19 protein-coding genes are annotated in these 17,639 nt (G+C 39.4%); 6 read left to right on the top strand and 13 right to left on the bottom strand.

Features of this window, described 5'->3' with window-relative positions; translation table 11 throughout:
* Window positions 1–3: 3 nt before the first annotated feature.
* Both R8N23_RS08250 and R8N23_RS08245 read right to left on the bottom strand, forming a co-directional pair.
* Window positions 4–2,361, bottom strand: a complete 2,358-nt coding sequence (locus R8N23_RS08250) for a TonB-dependent receptor (RefSeq protein ID WP_318171109.1) — start codon at window positions 2,359–2,361, stop codon at window positions 4–6.
* Window positions 2,362–2,365: 4 nt separating this feature from the next.
* Window positions 2,366–2,791, bottom strand: coding sequence for a Fur family transcriptional regulator (locus R8N23_RS08245; protein WP_318171108.1), 426 nt, complete (start codon window positions 2,789–2,791; stop codon window positions 2,366–2,368).
* A 167-nt stretch (window positions 2,792–2,958) separates the two neighbouring features.
* Here R8N23_RS08245 and R8N23_RS08240 point away from each other — a divergent pair, with 167 nt between their 5' ends.
* The gene (locus R8N23_RS08240) at window positions 2,959–3,336 is read left to right on the top strand and encodes a BlaI/MecI/CopY family transcriptional regulator (protein ID WP_318171107.1); all 378 of its coding nucleotides are present in this window, start codon (window positions 2,959–2,961) and stop codon (window positions 3,334–3,336) included.
* The gene (locus tag R8N23_RS08235; RefSeq protein WP_318171106.1) at window positions 3,329–4,576 is read left to right on the top strand and encodes a M56 family metallopeptidase; all 1,248 of its coding nucleotides are present in this window, start codon (window positions 3,329–3,331) and stop codon (window positions 4,574–4,576) included. The genes R8N23_RS08240 and R8N23_RS08235 overlap by 8 nt, the downstream gene beginning before the upstream one ends.
* 159 nt (window positions 4,577–4,735) lie before the next feature.
* Here R8N23_RS08235 and R8N23_RS08230 read toward each other — a convergent pair whose 3' ends face one another.
* Genes R8N23_RS08230 through R8N23_RS08215 form a run of 4 tightly spaced genes read right to left on the bottom strand, consistent with a single transcriptional unit; the run spans window position 4,736 to window position 8,845 of the window.
* Window positions 4,736–5,443 carry an N-formylglutamate amidohydrolase gene (locus tag R8N23_RS08230; RefSeq protein WP_318171105.1) on the bottom strand — a complete coding sequence of 236 codons (708 nt, stop codon included), beginning with the start codon at window positions 5,441–5,443 and terminating at the stop codon, window positions 4,736–4,738.
* Window positions 5,422–6,678 carry a glutamate-cysteine ligase family protein gene (locus R8N23_RS08225; RefSeq protein ID WP_318171104.1) on the bottom strand — a complete coding sequence of 419 codons (1,257 nt, stop codon included), beginning with the start codon at window positions 6,676–6,678 and terminating at the stop codon, window positions 5,422–5,424. The genes R8N23_RS08230 and R8N23_RS08225 overlap by 22 nt, the downstream gene beginning before the upstream one ends.
* 1 nt (window position 6,679) lies before the next feature.
* Window positions 6,680–8,116: a RimK family protein gene (locus R8N23_RS08220; RefSeq protein ID WP_318171103.1), complete on the bottom strand. Its 1,437-nt coding sequence runs from the start codon at window positions 8,114–8,116 to the stop codon at window positions 6,680–6,682.
* 3 nt (window positions 8,117–8,119) lie between these two features.
* Window positions 8,120–8,845: a C39 family peptidase gene (locus R8N23_RS08215; protein WP_318171102.1), complete on the bottom strand. Its 726-nt coding sequence runs from the start codon at window positions 8,843–8,845 to the stop codon at window positions 8,120–8,122.
* 69 nt (window positions 8,846–8,914) lie between these two features.
* On the opposite strand from R8N23_RS08215, the gene R8N23_RS08210 reads away from it, so the two are divergent.
* Window positions 8,915–9,478, top strand: coding sequence for an RNA polymerase sigma factor (locus R8N23_RS08210; RefSeq protein ID WP_318171101.1), 564 nt, complete (start codon window positions 8,915–8,917; stop codon window positions 9,476–9,478).
* Window position 9,479: 1 nt separating this feature from the next.
* Here the strand turns inward: R8N23_RS08210 and R8N23_RS08205 are convergent, their stop codons facing one another.
* Window positions 9,480–10,268, bottom strand: a complete 789-nt coding sequence (locus tag R8N23_RS08205) for an RMD1 family protein (protein WP_318171100.1) — start codon at window positions 10,266–10,268, stop codon at window positions 9,480–9,482.
* Window positions 10,269–10,359: 91 nt separating this feature from the next.
* On the opposite strand from R8N23_RS08205, the gene R8N23_RS08200 reads away from it, so the two are divergent.
* Window positions 10,360–11,157 (top strand): hypothetical protein, encoded by a 798-nt coding sequence (locus tag R8N23_RS08200; protein WP_318171099.1) that lies wholly within the window; start codon window positions 10,360–10,362, stop codon window positions 11,155–11,157.
* On the top strand, window positions 11,147–11,662 hold the full coding sequence (locus tag R8N23_RS08195; protein WP_318171098.1) for a DUF350 domain-containing protein: 516 nt from the start codon (window positions 11,147–11,149) through the stop codon (window positions 11,660–11,662). Before R8N23_RS08200 ends, R8N23_RS08195 begins: the two co-directional genes overlap by 11 nt.
* Window positions 11,663–11,665: 3 nt before the next feature.
* Here R8N23_RS08195 and R8N23_RS08190 read toward each other — a convergent pair whose 3' ends face one another.
* The 6 genes from R8N23_RS08190 to infC all read right to left on the bottom strand — a co-directional run bounded on the left by R8N23_RS08190 (window position 11,666) and on the right by infC (window position 17,066).
* On the bottom strand, window positions 11,666–12,823 hold the full coding sequence (locus tag R8N23_RS08190) for a DUF2235 domain-containing protein (protein ID WP_318171097.1): 1,158 nt from the start codon (window positions 12,821–12,823) through the stop codon (window positions 11,666–11,668).
* Between the two features lie 9 nt (window positions 12,824–12,832).
* On the bottom strand, window positions 12,833–13,477 hold the full coding sequence (locus R8N23_RS08185) for a hypothetical protein (protein ID WP_318171096.1): 645 nt from the start codon (window positions 13,475–13,477) through the stop codon (window positions 12,833–12,835).
* An 868-nt stretch (window positions 13,478–14,345) separates the two neighbouring features.
* Complete coding sequence (locus R8N23_RS08180; protein WP_318171095.1) at window positions 14,346–15,704, bottom strand: hypothetical protein; 1,359 nt, start codon at window positions 15,702–15,704, stop codon at window positions 14,346–14,348.
* Window positions 15,705–15,844: 140 nt separating this feature from the next.
* Window positions 15,845–16,189, bottom strand: a complete 345-nt coding sequence (rplT, locus tag R8N23_RS08175; protein WP_318171094.1) for a 50S ribosomal protein L20 — start codon at window positions 16,187–16,189, stop codon at window positions 15,845–15,847.
* A gap of 100 nt (window positions 16,190–16,289) precedes the next feature.
* Complete coding sequence (gene rpmI, locus R8N23_RS08170) at window positions 16,290–16,484, bottom strand: 50S ribosomal protein L35 (RefSeq protein ID WP_318171093.1); 195 nt, start codon at window positions 16,482–16,484, stop codon at window positions 16,290–16,292.
* A 21-nt stretch (window positions 16,485–16,505) separates the two neighbouring features.
* Window positions 16,506–17,066 carry a translation initiation factor IF-3 gene (gene infC / locus R8N23_RS08165; protein ID WP_318173569.1) on the bottom strand — a complete coding sequence of 187 codons (561 nt, stop codon included), beginning with the start codon at window positions 17,064–17,066 and terminating at the stop codon, window positions 16,506–16,508.
* A 304-nt stretch (window positions 17,067–17,370) separates the two neighbouring features.
* Here infC and R8N23_RS08160 point away from each other — a divergent pair, with 304 nt between their 5' ends.
* Window positions 17,371–17,607, top strand: a complete 237-nt coding sequence (locus tag R8N23_RS08160; RefSeq protein WP_084373960.1) for an acyl carrier protein — start codon at window positions 17,371–17,373, stop codon at window positions 17,605–17,607.
* Window positions 17,608–17,639 lie beyond the last annotated feature (32 nt).

The following is a 17,639-nucleotide window of genomic DNA, read 5'->3' as shown; positions in this document are numbered from 1 at the left end:
ATGTTACTTAATTGCAAAAGGAATTTTGAAAGATATGACGAAATTTCTTCCCTGCTCGGGTAGGTTTAGCAGCCTGTATCTACTCAGGTGATTGAAGTATTTTTTATCGAAAAGGTTTTGAGCGGAAAAAGTAATCTGACCAATGGCAGCTTTTCCCATTCGAATGCCCATTCCAGCATTAATACCTAATAACCAATAGCCAGGTGTCGTGTTCTCATTTCTGTCTACACGCTCTTGATCGAATACCCATTTGGTGTTAGCACCTACATGAATATCTTCCAATAGAGCCCCTTTCACGTCAAATCCATACTCCAGTTCAGAATACAGTGATCCTGGCGGAGTAAAAGGAAGCGGCAACTTGGAGTCCAGGTTGTAATTGTACACATATTCATATCCCGCACGCCAATGCAATGCTTCCAAAGGATGGTACTCAATAGCGACCTCGGTTCCGGCAAATACTGCATCGTTTTGCCGATACTGATAAATTTGACCGCTTTCTGCTGGCAAAAAGGGATTGAAATCTGAGGAAAATTGTGTGGTGGCTGCCAAATAAATGAACCCATCAAAATATGACATAAAAGGAGTGACTACTAAACTGAAATCTTTCTTCTGGTAGCTCATACTTAAGTCCATTTGCACTCCACGCTCAGAGGTCAGGCTTGGTTCGCCCAGTTCATATCTGAATGTACCGTGATGCAGTCCATTGATAGATAGTTCATTCGGTGTAGGCACACGGTAACTGGTACCCAGATTGAATTTAATGTTTAGCAGTTCGCTTGGATAATATGAAAGACCAAGCGCTCCTGATAGGTTGAAATACTCTCTATAAATATCTTCATTGTATTGAAAAAAAATCGTTCCATCTGACTCACTGTAGCCAGTAATATCACGAATGGCATAATCAACACGCAAACCACCGGTTGCAGTAAATCGATTGGCCCAGCTGTATTCCTCATAGACAAACACTCCAATATTGCTACTTCTAAATTCTGGTAATAAAAAAGCATATCCGTCCCAATCGTGCCACTGATATTGTCCTTGCAAGCCGATAATACGTGTATGGGATTCTGTGGCCTGCCAGAAGTATCTTGAGTTCACACTTATAGTCTGCAAATCCAATCCATGTTCCAGGGTACCATCAGGTCCTTCTTCTTGACCATGAGCCGTAGGGTCTGAGTGCTCTTCTCGACGATTACGCTGGTAGCCCCAGTCCATTTCCAGCCATTTGCCTCTAATTAAAACATTCGAATTACTAGCAATCTTAAAGTGCCTCGTTTCCTGATTAGGGATATCAATATTTCGGTAAGATCCGTCGTGCTCGAGCTGATAAGACCTAGGGATTCCCACTGCGCCTACAAACAACCCTGCCTTTTGATGAAAGTTGCTCACCGTAAGTGTGGAATAGCCCCAGTTCTTCTTGATACCCGTCATCAATGTGAAGTTCCGTTCTCTTCCAGCTGTATTTTTTAGACGTTCGTTGTATATGGGGAGATTGTAGCCATTGTATGTAAATTGATCTGCTGGCACGCGGTAGTCTCCAAAATCCTGCGTACTGAATCTTCCCCGATATACCCAGTCATCTTTTTTACCCTGCACTACTGTCGAAGTACCTATTAAATGGTTATTGGATTTATAGATCCCTTGCACCGAACCCTCAATCTCCTTGTTCTGAGGAATAGCCGGAGGAAATATATTAATCACACCTCCCAAACCATCAGAACCATACATTAACGAGCCTGGACCCTTTATAACTTCCACTCGACCTGGTTCGAACATGTCAATTTCCAACCCATGGTCAGTCCCCCATTGCTGACCTTCCTGCTTCACTCCTTTGTCATTTACAATCACTCGATTGAAACTCATGCCGCGAATGACCGGTTTGGAAATGCCTACGCCCGTATTAATCGCGCTGATACCCGGAATGTCTTCCAACGAGTTCACAAAAGTACCTTTTCTGTTTTTGGCCAAAAATTCGGCATCCAGAATTTCCATCGGCAAAGTCTGTTCCTTCGGACCGGTTTTGTAATGATTGGATTCCACAACAATCTCACTCAACTCTAAGGTAGTTGGCTCAAGATAGATGCTTAAATTTTCGGCTTGCCTTACACTTTTCACCATAGTTCTGGCCTTGTATCCCATATAGCTGATATGCAAATGATAAGTCGCAGGTCTTATGCTCTCAAACAAAAACTTACCATCAATATCAGTGACCTTTGTAACGTCCAGCTCGTGAATACTCACTATCGCTCCAGGTAATGGTTCTCTGTTTTCCGCATCATAGATTATACCTGACAACTGCACCTGAGACCAGGCAGATGTACTGACTACCAGCCCCACTATCAATCCCAAAAAATTCTTCATGATCTTATCCCGCGGTACAAGTTCCACAAACGCCATTTACTATAATGTCTACGGCGCCCATTTTATAATCTCGAGGAAGACTAATGGCTGGCAAGTGAATGTGTTCCTCTATACATTCTAATTGCCCGCAAGCCGTGCATTTGAAATGCACATGATCGTGCTGATGAGATTCAGGACTACAAGTATCAAAACATACACCATAGGAAGCTATACCATTGTCATTTGGGATTTTGTGAAGTACACCACTATCAATAAAACTGTGTAATGTACGGTATAGTGTCACTCGGTCATAAGCAGTGAGGTTCTCTTCTAAATCTTTTTGAGAGAGCGCTTGTTTTCTATTGATGAATAAATCCAAAACATCTAATCGGCAATCTGTAACTCTCATGCCATGTCGTTTGAGTATCTCTTTTCGTCCCTTAGTTTCCATGAGTGCAAATATAGTCTCTTTGCAACTACATTGCATAGTTGAAAGTAAGAAAAACAGGAATAACAAAATACATATTGGCAGAATCAACCATATTTTTAGTTAATTAATTATTATTTTAGTTGTATAACTAAGTTTATAGTTATAAGATTGTAAAGAAATTAAGTAATATGAAAGAACTAACAAAAGCGGAAGAACAGGTCATGAAGGCACTGTGGCAAATCGAAAGAGGCGTGGTGCATGACATCATTGCCAAACTACCGGAGCCTAAGCCGGCTTATAATACAGTCTCTACAATTGTGAGAATATTGGAAACAAAAGAGTTTGTCTCGCACAAAGCCTACGGCAAAACTTATGAATACTTTCCAATCGTGGCAAAGAAGGACTACTCCAAATTCTATTTATCCAACTTCATGGATGGCTATTTTGGTGGGTCATTCAAAAATTTGGTTTCCTTCTTCGCAGAAGAGAATAATCTGAGTGTAAATGAGCTCAATGAACTAGTCGAACTTGCCAAAAAAGAACATAAATCCACTGATCATGAATAACCTACTCAACTATCTCTTAGAATCTGGTTTGGCCTTAGGTGCCTTTAGTCTATTCTACCTTTTGGCGCTGAAGAACGAAAAGTCATTCAACTTCAATCGCTTCTTTTTATTAGGTAGCGCTACACTATCATTAATCATTCCTTTAATTTCCTTTCGATTCGAAGGCGTACCATCGAACCTCGTAGCGGGCACAATTTTTCTAGATGCGGTATCAATGGATGCTTCCCCTACCACCCAAGGAATGAATTTCCTCTCCTACTTACCTTGGGTATATATGTCTATTTCAACAATTCTATTGATCAAATTGATTGGAAGGACAGCAACACTATTGTTGAAAAGGCCTCAATCTCAAAAGATAGATCAGGTACGTCAATGCATCATTGCCGACAGTGCTGAAGCTTATACATTTCTCGATACAGTTTTTTTAGGCAGTCAACTTTCCACCGAAGAGCAAGACTTAATTCTTAGCCATGAGAAAGTGCATGCAAAGGAATGGCACTCTTTAGATATCCTATTCTTTGAATTGATTACAGCCCTATTGTGGATCAATCCATTCATATATATCATCAAAAAATTAGCACGAATCAATCATGAATATCTAGCAGATGCCCAAGCGATCCAAAACGCAAATAGGGAGTCCTATATTCAAACCTTGGCAGCACATACCATCAGAGCACAAGGCTATGAGTTGGCACACGCCTTTCATACCTCGTCGACACTAAAAAGAATTAAAATGATAAATCAACAAAACAATCAAATTATGAAAATCAAACAAATCATCCCCTTTGTCCTAGGGTTGGGACTAGTACTGACCTTTGGATGCGAAGATGCTGTAGAACAGCTCAGCGAAATGAATGATCAAGAAGCAGCAAAAGCCATCGCTCAAGTACAAACTTCAGCTGTAAAAAAAGCGGAAGGCATGGAGGGAGTTTATGACCAAGTGGAAGTCCTACCTGATCCTAGCGGCGGAATGACTGAGTTTTATCAATGGATCGCTGGCAACATGGAATATCCTACTCAGGCAAGAAAAGATGGCATAGAAGGTAAAGTGTTCGTCCAGTTTATCGTAGACGAAACCGGACAGCTCACCGAAGTAAAGTCCATCAAAGGCATTGGAGCAGGCTGCGATGCGGAAGCGGTTCGCGTGATGAAAAGTGCTGCAAAATGGGCGCCAGGTTTGGTAGATAACAAGCCGGTGAAAGTGAGAATGATTCTACCTATTACATTTAAGCTGTCTTAAGTCAAAATAACCAAATTGCTTACAAAATGAAGCTGTCTCAAAAATAGTTCGTCATTGCGAACGCCGTGAAACCATCTTACAATACGATCGGTGTCTGAACAATAAGATCACTTCGTTCCACTCGTTATGATGTAAACACGGACCTTTGAGACAGCTTTTTTATTCCTCAACCAAGTCCTCCGAGATAATCAAGCTATTGGACAAGGCTGATCTGATCACTGACATCTCCTCGGTTCCAGCATATTTCTGATTCACTTCTATTTCAATTCCCAAATACTTTTCCGCTGGAAATTGCTCTCTCAAATAGGTAGTAAATCCATCATCGGCTCCATTATAAGGCACATTGATCATGGTCAACTTTTTTGGCAATAACTGTTCGATCTGAGTCTTCCACATTTGACAAAACTCCATTTCAGGCCACCTCGACTCATCACAAAGCAATCCTATATCCACTTGTCGCCTTACACCATTCCAGACGGGTGTGAAACTATGAACCGACAGGTGAAGCACCTCCTGCCCTTCTTCAATGCATCTGGATATATTCTTCTCAATGGCATTCCGATACGGGTGATAGTACTTGCCTAGAATATATTTCTTAATTGGCTTCTCCAATTCTCTTGAATACTGAGAAAACAGTTCCTCATTTTGCAAGGATCTATTGGACTCCACCAGCAACCGGGACACACGCTGATAAGACAAGGGAGCAGGAATGTGTCTCGACATATACTTAGCTACTTCCAGTGCTCCAATATCCCAACCTCGATGAGAATTTAATTCATTCTCATATTTTGTAAATAAGTATCTAAACTCACGCGGAATATAGTTTCCGCCATGCTCACACGTGATTATAATTTTTCTTTTACGCATAACTCAAAAATTTCATTGTTTGACAAACAATCTGAAAGCTCATTGTACACGAGTTTGATATTCTCTTCGGTATATATACCATCTAAGGCGGTCATAATCCGCGTCGCCAAAGTCCCAGCCTCCAAAATCTCATGCAGGGTATCCAACCAAGGTCCGATAAAAACCGGGTGATGTACTTTCACCAATTCCAATAAATGGCTCCACAGCTCCTTGGCTGTCGCCTCTTCTTTTTCCATCCCAAAGGCCATCAAATAATCCTCATTCGCGATGACGGTATTTTCGGCAGTCATGATCATCTGTTTGAATATTTTATTCAATGGAATCGCTGACCAACTTTGCTGATCATGCGCACTGCATGTTTTTTCGGCCGTAAGCACTTTCAATACGCCAATGATCAGTGCCACAATGGCCATATCCGCTTTCGGGCATTCTTGAATGTCCAACAATCTTATTTCTATGGAGCCACGATCGAAGCGGGCAATGGCCCCACGAGAATTGAGCCATACGGGCTCCAAGATTTTCTCTTTATCATACGGTGCTACCGCCTCCTGAATCGGATCATAAATCATTTTGTGATAATGTCTTTTCGAGAAGGCCCTTTCAGGAATAACCTTACCAGTAATCTCAGGGATCACTTTTTGGTTGGACTGGTAGTAGTCCAATCGCTTATCCAAATAGCCTGTAGCCGCTCCATCCAAAATCGGTGAACTAGCCGCAATACCCGGAAGAATAGGCAAAATCAAACGTATGGCCGCATGCAGTCGCGCAAACTCCTCGTCATCATAAAACGGCAAGTTGAGGTGCGTACTTTGCAAGTTGGACCAGCCATGACCTTTGCAGTTGAAGATACGATTGTAGATATCATAGATCTCATTATTGTCGTGCGGCCACAAGAAAGTCTCCTTCTCTGGGTTCATCAAAGGGTGGGCAGCCGTCGGCATCAACTTGGCATTGTAAGCCAAAAGCTTCTGATTAATATCCTTAATATTTTTCTGAAATCCTTCAGTTAATGCAACGAGATCAGCTTCCGGCTTAGAACATTTGAGTTCCAGCACATGAAGCACCAGTTCGTTGCTCCACGTCACCAAACCACGATCTACTTCGTTACTGTATTCGCCTAATACACTCTTGATAAAATCATCCGTAATTGGCCGAATAGCCAAAGTATCAATATCTACGATCATATATTCCAGCTCTATCCCATATCGCTGAAACAAGTGCATTCTGTTACTCATCTTAATTCAATCTATTTAAATAAGCATCCATTATTCTTCCATACAACTCATTTTTGAGGACTTTATCCTCTACCCCAGCATCTATACTCGGGTTGTCATTGACTTCAATCACACAGAAATGGCCATCAATTTCTTTGATATCCACGCCATACAATCCTTTGCCAATGAGTGAAGTAGCCTTCACCGCCGTTTCGATCAATTTAGCCGGCGCATCTTCTACTTTTAATGTTTCACTCTTACCTTCTCGGTGCTCTCCGTTCTTCTTCCAATCGACGATCTGCCAATGATTTTGCGCCATATAGTACTTGCATACATAGAGTGGTTTGCCATCGATCACACCCACTCGCCAATCATAAGAGGTAGGTACAAATTCCTGAAGAATCAACAGTTCTGATTTGCTAAACAGTTCTTTCAGTGCTGGCTTCAACTCCTCTTCGTTGGCAATCTTTTTCACCCCCTTGGAGAAAGAACCATCAGGCTGTTTGATCACCAATGGGTAGTTGAACTCGCTTGGAATTTCCTGATGATCCTTTCTCAAAATATGAGACTTTGGCACCTTGATTTTGTTAGCCACTAGCAACTCATGTAAATACACTTTGTTTGTGCACTTCAGAATTGAGTTTGGGTCGTCGAAAACTACTAACCCTTCAGACTCCGCTTTCTTCGCAAAGCGATAAGTATAGTGGTTTACATTCGTTGTCACACGAATAAGTAGCGCATCGTATTGCACCAATTTACCAATGTCATTTTTGGTGATAATCTCCACATTGAACCCCTTCTTTTCCGCAGCAGCGATAAACTTCTGAATGGCCTTCGGACAAGAAGGAGGCGTTTGATCCTCTGGACTCAACAGAATTGCCAGATCATACTTCTTGCGTGCATACTTTTTTCGCACTACATTTTTGCCCATGACATAGAAATGAAGGGCTTTTTGAAGCATAGGAAAATCGTTTTCTCCTATTTCATTCAAATGTAGGGTCTTCAATGACTGCAATTGCCACTTCTCTTTCTTCACAAATACCGCCTGAACTATAGGTACCTGGTACAGGTTGAACAACAACGCACCCAATCGGCTAAACGCCTGCTCTCCCGTATGACCAAAATACACCCTCAACTCAAACTTGGATTCCGATATTCCTTTCAAACTTTCGTTGATCATATCTTCGAAATCTTCCGCGTCATCTTTGATCAAAGAAGGAAATCTAAAATCTTGTAAAGTGGCTATCTCAGGGATCACCTTATGCCCACGTGCCTCCGCCAATAGTGAAACATAGTAGCCCACACTTTGGTATTGGTGCGATTTGCACAAGTTGATGATCTTGAATTTTTTGGACTGGTATTCTGAGTCACCAAAGTACGTTGTGGGAGTGACTACGGTCACTCCTTCGAATTCTAAATCCCACTTCTCTGGGTTTTCTGTAATAATAAGTTTTGCCATCAGTTAGTTTTGTTTAGGCGCTATCATTAATAAGTTGGCATCGTAAGTCACCACGCCTAACATCACAGAGGATATTAACTTCTGATAACTCACTTTATAATATTGATTATCACTTATCGGGTTATACTTTAATGGATCTGCGATATAGACCTGTCTGCTATCCGGATTATATCCATTCACAATCACGAAATGACCGCTAGGTTCACCCTTCACGTCATTGTACACCACTTCAAACTCTCCGTATTCCCTCGGGCTATCGTACAAATAAGTCGCACTCAAACCTGAAAGAATGGGTATGTCTTTTGCCAAATAGGATCTGATCAAAGCCGGAGTCAACGCTTCGTATTTGATTTTTCCACCTAAGGATAAAAAGTCGATATAAGCCTGGCTCGCAGCAATCAATACTTCGTTGTCAGCCTTTGCTTCCATCTGAGCTTTGAGTTTTGCTATCAAATCCACCTTTCCATCAAACCAGGAAGGGTCAAAAACATGAAGGTTGAAAGTATAGATCGTAGCCTCATATCCACGCTTGAGCGCATGAGTTCCCAGCAATACAGCCAAGGTTCCACCCGTTGACAGTTGACTAACCTGCTCAATGACTTCAGCCAATGGAATCACATCTTTGTAATAATTGTACACCCCATGCAAGCATGTAGGCCCGCAGGTGACATCATTTGGCTGCGCCTTGATATCTACATCTAATATTTTTTCTTTGATTGCAGTTTGCATTTTATGCCTATACTTTATCTATATTTCATCATTGGACGCAGGTATTTAAAAAAGTCACTTATCACTTACATGTTTGATAAAAATATTTCTGACGAAGAATTGATCACTATCCTTCAGGCTGAAGAAAACCTGTCCTATTTCTCGGTACTCACTGAGCGTCATGAAAAAAGCATTCTCAAAAAATGCAAGACTTATGTGAAAGATGAGGACACTGCTGAAGACCTTTGCCAGGAAATTTTGATTAAAGTCTTTTTGAAAATCAAATATTTCAGAGGTGAAGCAAAATTTTCAACTTGGCTGTTTGCCATCGTACATAATACGTGTATGGATTACCTTAGGAAAAACAAAAAAAGCCAAGTCCTCAAGGTGATTACAGAAAAAATGGCTGATGAAGTGGCCGAAATGATTGAAGGAGTAGACGAAATACCCGAGGAGCTCTCCTTTCAAATTTTAGAAGAACTCCTCGAAGTTATTTCCCCTGAGGAAAAAATGCTCTTACTCCTTAAATACAAGGAAAAGCATTCAATCAAAGACATTCAGGAAAGTTTAGGTCTTTCGGAAAGTGCCGTAAAAATGCGCCTCAAACGCGCACGCACTCATGTGAATGAGTTGTATCAAAAGCTAAAAAAATAGTTTAAAACATCTTGGAGACGAAAGTATCAATCACTTCTACCAGGATCAGAATAATAATAATCCATTCGAGCTTACTGCTTTCCTTGTGATGATACAAATCCAAGTACGCCGATAGGTTGTCTTTGATGATATTGAAGGTACTATCGATCGAACGGTATCTAGAGCTCAACTCAAAATGCTTTGACAAGGATAAGTTCACTTGCTCCAAATACTCATTTTCCCAAGTCACAGCTGGTGCGTCAAAAATGTATAGGTTTTCTGCTATTCTGTTTTGTGTATTAAGGGCTTTCCCAACAAACTTCAAGATATTCTTTTGACTAATTTTTAGCTTTCCTTTCGTCTCGAGTTCACCTGTGAATTCACGGATACTGGAAAGTAAATCTTGAGAAACCGCATCATAGTATTTAAGTGCTAAACTCTGCCCAAGATTGAGCATCGCTATCCGAATTACCTCTTCATTAATTTCTGGTAAGGTGATGTAATGGAAATCAATTTTGTAATCTCCGTCAGACAGCTTTATCCCAAAGTCGTCTGAATAGTTTTCCAACGCTTTCACATCTTCAACAATGGCCAGTTCCATAAAAAGTTTAGAGATATCTTCTTGATTACAGCCATAAAAGACCATGACACCATAGTTGAAAATTCGCCCATACTTCCCATCACCCAGGTTGAGGAAAAGGTCCATAGAACTGGAGTCGATAACCAAACTCGATAGTGTAGACTTACACTCCTTTAAATTGATGGAGCTTTGAATATGGAAAGCCTTCAGTGTATTAATTGAATCAGACATTATATAATTGTTTTTCGATGTTGGACGCAGGTTTTCAAAAAAGTCACTCGACTTTGCCAAACATTCCTTTTCAATATTTAACATTGGCGCTGTGAAAGGCTGGAAATTTTTGGTTTGGGTTTTGGTGATTCTGTTCATCAACAAATCGGTGATTATTTCTTTGTGGAAAGAGACTCCGAAATTTTCTATCGAATCTTGCGAAGAATACACGCAGACAGGAACGTTTGCCGTGCAGCATCAACTGGCGTGGGAAGATCAGAAACACCATACGGACTATTGTTTGGCCTATGAAATGGATAAGCAGGCCAATCAATCGGCCGCTTCGAATAAGAATGAAATGGCCGACCCCAAAGCCTATTCTTATCCAAAGTTTTGGGGTAAAGTCTATCGACAACTGGCCGAAACGGATCAAGTTCATATGAAAACAGTTTTTGATTCCTTGGATCAATTATCAAAAAAAGACTCCTTGAGTTATACTGCTTTTGCTCATGCAGTGGTCAAGATGGTGCAGGATATTCCTTATCAATATATCTTGTCTGATGACTGTACCAACGAGCATAGCGACCACCCTTGCTATGGCAATCAGCGATATGGCATCACATCTCCTGTCGAATTTCTATATACATTGAAAGGGGATTGCGATTCTCGTACAGTTTTGATTTACGCGATCTTGAGGCACTTCAACTATGATCCAGTCGTACTGATCAGCAAAGAATACCGTCACTCTATGCTGGCTTTGAATATTTCAGCTGCTGGAGAATATCTAACGATCGCTGGCGAAAAATACTACTTTTGGGAAACTACAGCTACCGGCTGGGAGCCGGGTATCATTCCGCCAGGAATGGATAATAAAAAATATTGGGACATAGCATTAAAACATGAACTCTAACGTATTCTTTCTAGGTATCATAGAAATCCTCTCTGCCCTCTCGATGGGGCTGGTCATACTTTCTACCACATACAAAATTCTTAAATGGTATGGAAAGAAAAAATTCAACATTGGTCACAACAACCAGGCTTATAGTATTTTCATCGCTAGTGTACTCTTTGGCATGGGACTAATGGTCAGCGGTACGATTGAGCCAATTGTTTCTTCTTTTAGACTGCTATCCAATACTGAAACTAGTGCTAGTGGCTTATTATTTTCCTTTTTGATACGAGGTGGAGCTTATATTCTCATTGCGTATTGTGCAGGCCTGGCTATTAGCCTATTGGGGATTGTCATCTATTCTAAACTAACGCCCATTGATGAATTTGAAGAAATGAAGAATAACAATATCGGAGTGGCGATAATCTCTGGAGCCATTATCATCACGCTCATTCTATTGACTAAAGACGGCGTAGCACTGATCATCGAATCATTAATCCCCTACCCCGAATTGCCACCTAGATAATGTTCAGCCCACTACATCATATTCACCATCCAAAACCTTTACATTAAAAGGCATGTATTGAAAATTGGTAATTCGTTTGGATTTACGTCTAAACCACTTTTTTACTTCCACCACCGAATACGAATTTCTGCGTGATGTTATATCGTGATACAGTTGATGAATTTTAGGAGGTAAATTTTCAACCTTTTTTCCATCCATTTGTACAGCTATTTCCCTGAGGCTCTTTCCAAAACCATGACCTTGAAAATGAAAATGAGCGCGATCAATATCTGATTTGGTGGATTCAGCATAGGCATTTTGATCGATCAAGAAATCATCAAGTTTTCTAGCTTCATTCCATTCACTCAGTTTATCAATCATATAATACAAATTAGCCTGAGACAATTCTTTCTCTAAGTAGGTTCCCCCTATATCTGAATGAACTCCTGGGAACCAAACTTCATGAGTCACCCCTTCTTTATGATTCATGAGAGAAGGGCGAAAAGAATTGCGAGTTTCATCTATACTCACCAAATGCACAGCTTGTTGAATATTGGTAGCTATGTGCTGGTCTGTGAATAAATCTCTCTTTCTTAATTTGAAGGTAGCTAAGATATTGTTAAATAAACCCAGTGCACTTACCGTATCCCAAACTCCAAGAAACTCAATATCAACTTTCTTGCTGGCACTTCGATCGAAATTTACTCGATGTATTCGCTGTTCTACAACCTTTGTCTCACGATTTTCCACTGGTTTCAAGGTAATCTCTACACTCTTCGGAATCCCTTCTCGATTGATTTTTGAGGCCAACAACCGTGCAGCTGCAGCACCTCTACTAAAACCAAAAATATAAATCCTGTCTCCCCTCTGCCAATCTTGTACCAATCGTGCATACGCACGTTCTACAATCAAGCCGACAGCCTTACCATCCGCTCCTTTCCAATTATGACTCAACCATTTATTGTCGTTATCATTGCCTACGCCCCTATGATACCTAACAATCTGTTTATCCGGTTTATTTATAAATATCCTGGATAATTGAACAATGTTGGTTACCAGTCCACTTCCGTCCAGCCCGGTCTCATCATTCCAGGTACCATCTAAAAGGACAATATGTTTACGTTCTTTTTCATCAGCATGATGATCTTTTTCATACCGCTGGTTATAGGTTGATTTGCGCATATGTCAGGTTTAATTTTGTTGTTCAATAAATAGTAGAGTATCCGAAAAGACATTATTCTTAATCAGTTGATTAAATTGCTTGGTAGTCCATTGTACTTCAAAGTAATCTTCTTCAGTATTTGACAAGACAGGGTTAATATCCTGCTCGATCATCGCGTCAATACTTGGATAGGTCACCACCAACTTCCGCTGATCTGTAACTCCCATCAGGAACAATTCCCACCAATCATTATCACCTTTTACATTCAGTACAAATTGATCTCCAACTTGCCTCAGAAATGCTTTTCGTCCAAGCTGTACCTCTAAACTCTCTCTGATTTCATAGTAGATGGAATCATTTCTTACTTCAAATGATGTACCTACTCCTAAGATCTGTTGCCTTATGGAATCATAAGGATACACTTTGCTTCCCCTGAAAAGCGCATATGCGGTAGTGTCTCTTTTTGTATAAGGCAATGACAAACTGCTATATTCAATGTTGGCAAAAAAATACTTGGCTACAATCAATGAGTCCTTACCATCTGTCCAAATTCCTTGAAAAGGCGCTGGAAATGCATAGATATTTTTTCCATCTATGGGCTGAGGTTGATCAAAATATTGCTGACTACAAGCCGATAAAACAAAAAAGGAAATGATCAGTAGTTTAGCATACATAGCATCAATGTTTATTCCTGTCTGATAGAATAGCCCCACCTTTTGTTAACCAAGAAAACCCGAAAGCTATCAAAGCAGCTGTTTCCGCCCAAAAAGTATATTCAAATTCTGAATCAGGCCATAGTTTAGCATAAACTGGAATACTGACAACACAAAAAATGATAGCCCAACCACATAACTTATAAATACGATCTCTAGATCTCTTTTCAGGTGTTCTATTAGAATCATCATCGTCTTTAGTTTTGGTAAATAGTACCAAAGAGAAAATGGCGAAGGTGAGAAATAACGAAGCTGCGCAACCATAATGTATCCAACCTATCGTATCAATATCTCCAACTTTTGTAGTTGGAAACCAGGCTACCCCAACAGCGAAAACACCCGCACAATTTCCTGCCCAATCATCTCTCCAGTCAAATCCAGTTTAGAAAAACATAAATAGCGCCACAGCACACAATGCGCCTATAAAAACACGACCCATGGTCGAATAATAATAATGACTGATGGACTCCCATGAATTATTATCCAAAAGGTGTGTGCCAATCAGCAATACGAAAGGTAATAAAATACCTATCCAACCGACAGTTTTACGTAAAGCAAGATAGGAATGAGTATGATTTTGATACTTGCTAGGCGTAGACATGATAGGTTAGGTTTGGTGAATGTATTGAAAGTTAGAAAAACTAATGATAACTAACAACCTATGCGTTCTTCAGGCCTTGTTCTACAAACGCAATATTTCTATCAATTTGGGGGTTCGGCAAAATCACCGTCCATCAACCTAAAATAATTAGAAGGTATTGGACACAAAAACCCTGACTTCCTTTCGGAGTCAGGGTCTTATATTTAAGGATAATTTTTATACAATGTTCTAGTTAATTCTTTGTAGGTAAGTAAAACGGTAATCACTTTTACGTTCCAGCACTGTCATATTTCCGTCTAATCCCATAACCCCAGTGATGTCCTCCTCTGAAGTTAAATCAAATCCCGTAAATGATATTTCTCCAGATGAAATAAAATCATACTCATAAATTTCAATATTTGCCGGGAATTGGACTGCTTCATAAGAATTAAGTACAGCTACATCGATAGTTACACTTTCGGGGTCACTATACGTTCGCTGCTCCTCTGAAAATTTAGATAAGTCAAATTTATACATACTCTTGCTAACTGCATTCTCATTACCTATCCAAACAAAACCATCATTAAAGTGTTCGACCTTTACAAGGTCATTAGAGATGTTTTCAGGTAATACAATTTGCCTTATTCGATCAAAAGTGCCATCAAAAACAATCCCAACACTAATTATATTATCTAAATATGACCTAAGCAAATAGCCATAACCTTCATTTTCATAAGAGTATGCATACTCCCGATTAAACATATAATCTAGCTTAGCAATTTCCTTTAACTCATACGTATCCCCCCTCACAATTACTTCTACAAGATTATATACATCGTTTAGTGCTGGATCATCAAAATACTGATGATGAAATGCATAGGTTTTGTTATTAAATGAGAAAATCTCTTCAAAGGTTTCGTTTACCACAATTATTCCATTAGATGCAGTTTTTATCTTCATCCCAGAATTATTCCAATAAAAGCAATTTGATTCAGGTGAAATATAGAACTCTCCTCTTATACCATCTGGTCCTAAAATTTGACTTGAAGACACATAGGTCTCCAGACTCAATTGACCATCATTTAGTCCGCTAAGTTTTTTTAGAGATGCGTCATTTAAAAAAAGTGCGTTTGTAAAAAATCGATTGCCCTCATTGTCCTTTTGCAGAGATTCAGATCCTAAATAATAAGACGAGTATGTATCTGGGAAATTTTCGCTCATATCATAAATCCTCCCATCTGATTTATTCACCAATATACTATTGTAGAACAGGTAATTGGAAGTATCTAATGCAATTGTGAATCCTCCGTACATACACAAGTATTCAGGAGAAATATGTTTAATAGATTCTATGTAAATATCAGTAAACAAAGAATCGATAGGCTCCTTGTTTTCATCTAAGAACTGGACCCTTTGAGCGAAGAGCTCTTGTTTTTCATCCTTAGTAAACTTGTACAATTGATAATCTTTCTCATTCAAAGCTAAATACTGGCCATCACTTATGTCTAAGTATTCAACACTACTTGGAGCCCCCGCAAATGGGTCAATCTCATCGTTACATGAAAAAAACAAAAAGGTAAATATCATCAGGTAGGTCAGTGCTTTCATCGCTCTTAAATTTTTGAAGACAAAATAAACTAATAACTCACGAATACGACAACATTCATATTAATTAGTTCAACAGAGGCACAAAAAAACCCTGACGTCCTTTCGGAGTCAGGGTCTCAATATCTATTCAGTAATACAGCTTATTTCAACTGATCGATTACTGCTTTGAAAGCTTCTGGGTGATTCATTGCTAAATCAGCCAATACTTTTCTGTTCAATTCGATTTCAGAAGCAGACAACTTGCCCATGAACTGAGAGTAAGACAAACCGTGCTCTCTTGCTCCAGCGTTGATTCTTTGAATCCACAACTTTCTGAATTCTCTTTTCTTAACTTTTCTGTCTCTGTATGCGTAAGTGAGACCTTTTTCAACGGCATTTTTAGCTACCGTCCATACATTTTTTCTTCTTCCGAAATAACCCTTGGCTAATTTCAGAACCTTTTTCCTACGAGCTCTACTCGCTACTGTGTTTACCGATCTTGGCATAATTTTTAACTTTTTTGATTATTGGCGATCTCACTTCCGTCAGATACTTATGAACCAATACTCTGGTGAAAATTTGAACCTAATTCTGATCTAATCAGAATTAAATGTTGAGCATGTCTTTTACATTAGCTTCATCTGACTTGTGGACTAAGCCCATTTTAGTCAAGTTACGCTTCTGCTTGGTTTCTTTCTTAGTCAAGATGTGGCTTTTGAAAGCATGCTTTCTTTTGATTTTACCAGATCCTGTCAGCTTAAACCTTTTCTTAGCTCCTGCTTTAGTTTTAACTTTTGGCATTTGTATATATTGATAAAAAAATTAATTCTTCTTTTGAACCTTAGGAGAAAGCATCAAAAACATTCGTTTTCCTTCCAACTTAGGAAGCTGCTCCACCTTAGCATGTTCTTCGAGAGATTGAGCAAATTTCAACAACAAAATTTCCCCTCTATCTTTAAACACAATGGTACGTCCTACGAAATGAACATAAGCTTTCACTTTTGCTCCTTCCTTCAAAAACTTAATGGCATGATTCAATTTAAAATTAAAATCATGATCATCAGTATTAGGTCCGAACCTAATCTCCTTCAAAACGCTTTTATGCGCTTTAGATTTGATCTCCTTTTGTTTCTTCTTTTGCTCGTACTTAAACTTTGAGTAATCAGTAATCTTACAAACTGGAGGATCAGCATTCGGCGATATCTCCACTAAGTCCAACCCCTGATCTTTTGCCATGTTAATGGCCTGCGAAGTCGGATATACATCGACCTTTACATTTTCACCTACTACCCTAACTTCTCTGGCAGTAATCCGATCATTTACTTTGTAGGGTTCTTCGACACGACCTCTAAAGCCACGCCTTTGGAATCTTTGTTTAGCGATTTTTACTTAAGTTTTAGATTAACAAAAAATTTCGAGCTGCAAATATCAACATTATTTATATAAAAACAATATTGGCACCACGTAATAGCGCATATTATTTATATATATGCTCTTTACTTACTAACATCATCCACTATTCATTGAGACACCTTATTATATAGCGTAAATAATAGCCTGAATAAAACACCAAAAATAGCGGAATTTCACCCGGTTATTACCTCTTTTTCAGATTGCTAAAATTAGTTTGGCATTAATAGTTTAAATATCTTTCTTTGCACAGATTTTTAAACCAAACAATAATAAAATGTCTGATATAGCACAAAAAGTTAAATCAATTATTATCGACAAGTTAGGAGTAGAAGAGTCTGAAGTAAGCAACGAAGCTAGCTTCACAAATGACTTGGGTGCTGACTCTTTGGACACTGTCGAATTGATTATGGAATTTGAAAAGGAATTCAACATTTCTATTCCAGACGATCAAGCTGAGAATATCGGTACTGTAGGACAAGCTATCGAATACCTAGAAGCGAACGCAAAGTAATTTAAACATACCTAAACAGGGAACTAGCATAT

Origin of the sequence: Reichenbachiella sp. (assembly GCF_033344935.1) — a bacterium.
Classification (GTDB): domain Bacteria; phylum Bacteroidota; class Bacteroidia; order Cytophagales; family Cyclobacteriaceae; genus Reichenbachiella.
The sequence above is the reverse complement of the archived record's forward strand: the minus strand, read 5'-3'. Positions and strand labels throughout refer to the sequence as shown.

What these genes read in the sequence shown, in the direction of transcription:
- R8N23_RS08250 (WP_318171109.1), bottom strand. Translation starts at nt 2,361, where the DNA reads ATGAAGAATTTTTTGGGATTGATAGTGGGGCTGGTAGTCAGTACATCT.
- R8N23_RS08245 (WP_318171108.1), bottom strand. Translation starts at nt 2,791, where the DNA reads ATGGAAACTAAGGGACGAAAAGAGATACTCAAACGACATGGCATGAGA.
- R8N23_RS08240 (WP_318171107.1), top strand. Translation starts at nt 2,959, where the DNA reads ATGAAAGAACTAACAAAAGCGGAAGAACAGGTCATGAAGGCACTGTGG.
- R8N23_RS08235 (WP_318171106.1), top strand. Translation starts at nt 3,329, where the DNA reads ATGAATAACCTACTCAACTATCTCTTAGAATCTGGTTTGGCCTTAGGT.
- R8N23_RS08230 (WP_318171105.1), bottom strand. Translation starts at nt 5,443, where the DNA reads ATGCGTAAAAGAAAAATTATAATCACGTGTGAGCATGGCGGAAACTAT.
- R8N23_RS08225 (WP_318171104.1), bottom strand. Translation starts at nt 6,678, where the DNA reads ATGAGTAACAGAATGCACTTGTTTCAGCGATATGGGATAGAGCTGGAA.
- R8N23_RS08220 (WP_318171103.1), bottom strand. Translation starts at nt 8,116, where the DNA reads ATGGCAAAACTTATTATTACAGAAAACCCAGAGAAGTGGGATTTAGAA.
- R8N23_RS08215 (WP_318171102.1), bottom strand. Translation starts at nt 8,845, where the DNA reads ATGCAAACTGCAATCAAAGAAAAAATATTAGATGTAGATATCAAGGCG.
- R8N23_RS08210 (WP_318171101.1), top strand. Translation starts at nt 8,915, where the DNA reads ATGTTTGATAAAAATATTTCTGACGAAGAATTGATCACTATCCTTCAG.
- R8N23_RS08205 (WP_318171100.1), bottom strand. Translation starts at nt 10,268, where the DNA reads ATGTCTGATTCAATTAATACACTGAAGGCTTTCCATATTCAAAGCTCC.
- R8N23_RS08195 (WP_318171098.1), top strand. Translation starts at nt 11,147, where the DNA reads ATGAACTCTAACGTATTCTTTCTAGGTATCATAGAAATCCTCTCTGCC.
- R8N23_RS08190 (WP_318171097.1), bottom strand. Translation starts at nt 12,823, where the DNA reads ATGCGCAAATCAACCTATAACCAGCGGTATGAAAAAGATCATCATGCT.
- R8N23_RS08185 (WP_318171096.1), bottom strand. Translation starts at nt 13,477, where the DNA reads ATGTATGCTAAACTACTGATCATTTCCTTTTTTGTTTTATCGGCTTGT.
- R8N23_RS08180 (WP_318171095.1), bottom strand. Translation starts at nt 15,704, where the DNA reads ATGAAAGCACTGACCTACCTGATGATATTTACCTTTTTGTTTTTTTCA.
- rplT (WP_318171094.1), bottom strand. Translation starts at nt 16,189, where the DNA reads ATGCCAAGATCGGTAAACACAGTAGCGAGTAGAGCTCGTAGGAAAAAG.
- rpmI (WP_318171093.1), bottom strand. Translation starts at nt 16,484, where the DNA reads ATGCCAAAAGTTAAAACTAAAGCAGGAGCTAAGAAAAGGTTTAAGCTG.
- R8N23_RS08160 (WP_084373960.1), top strand. Translation starts at nt 17,371, where the DNA reads ATGTCTGATATAGCACAAAAAGTTAAATCAATTATTATCGACAAGTTA.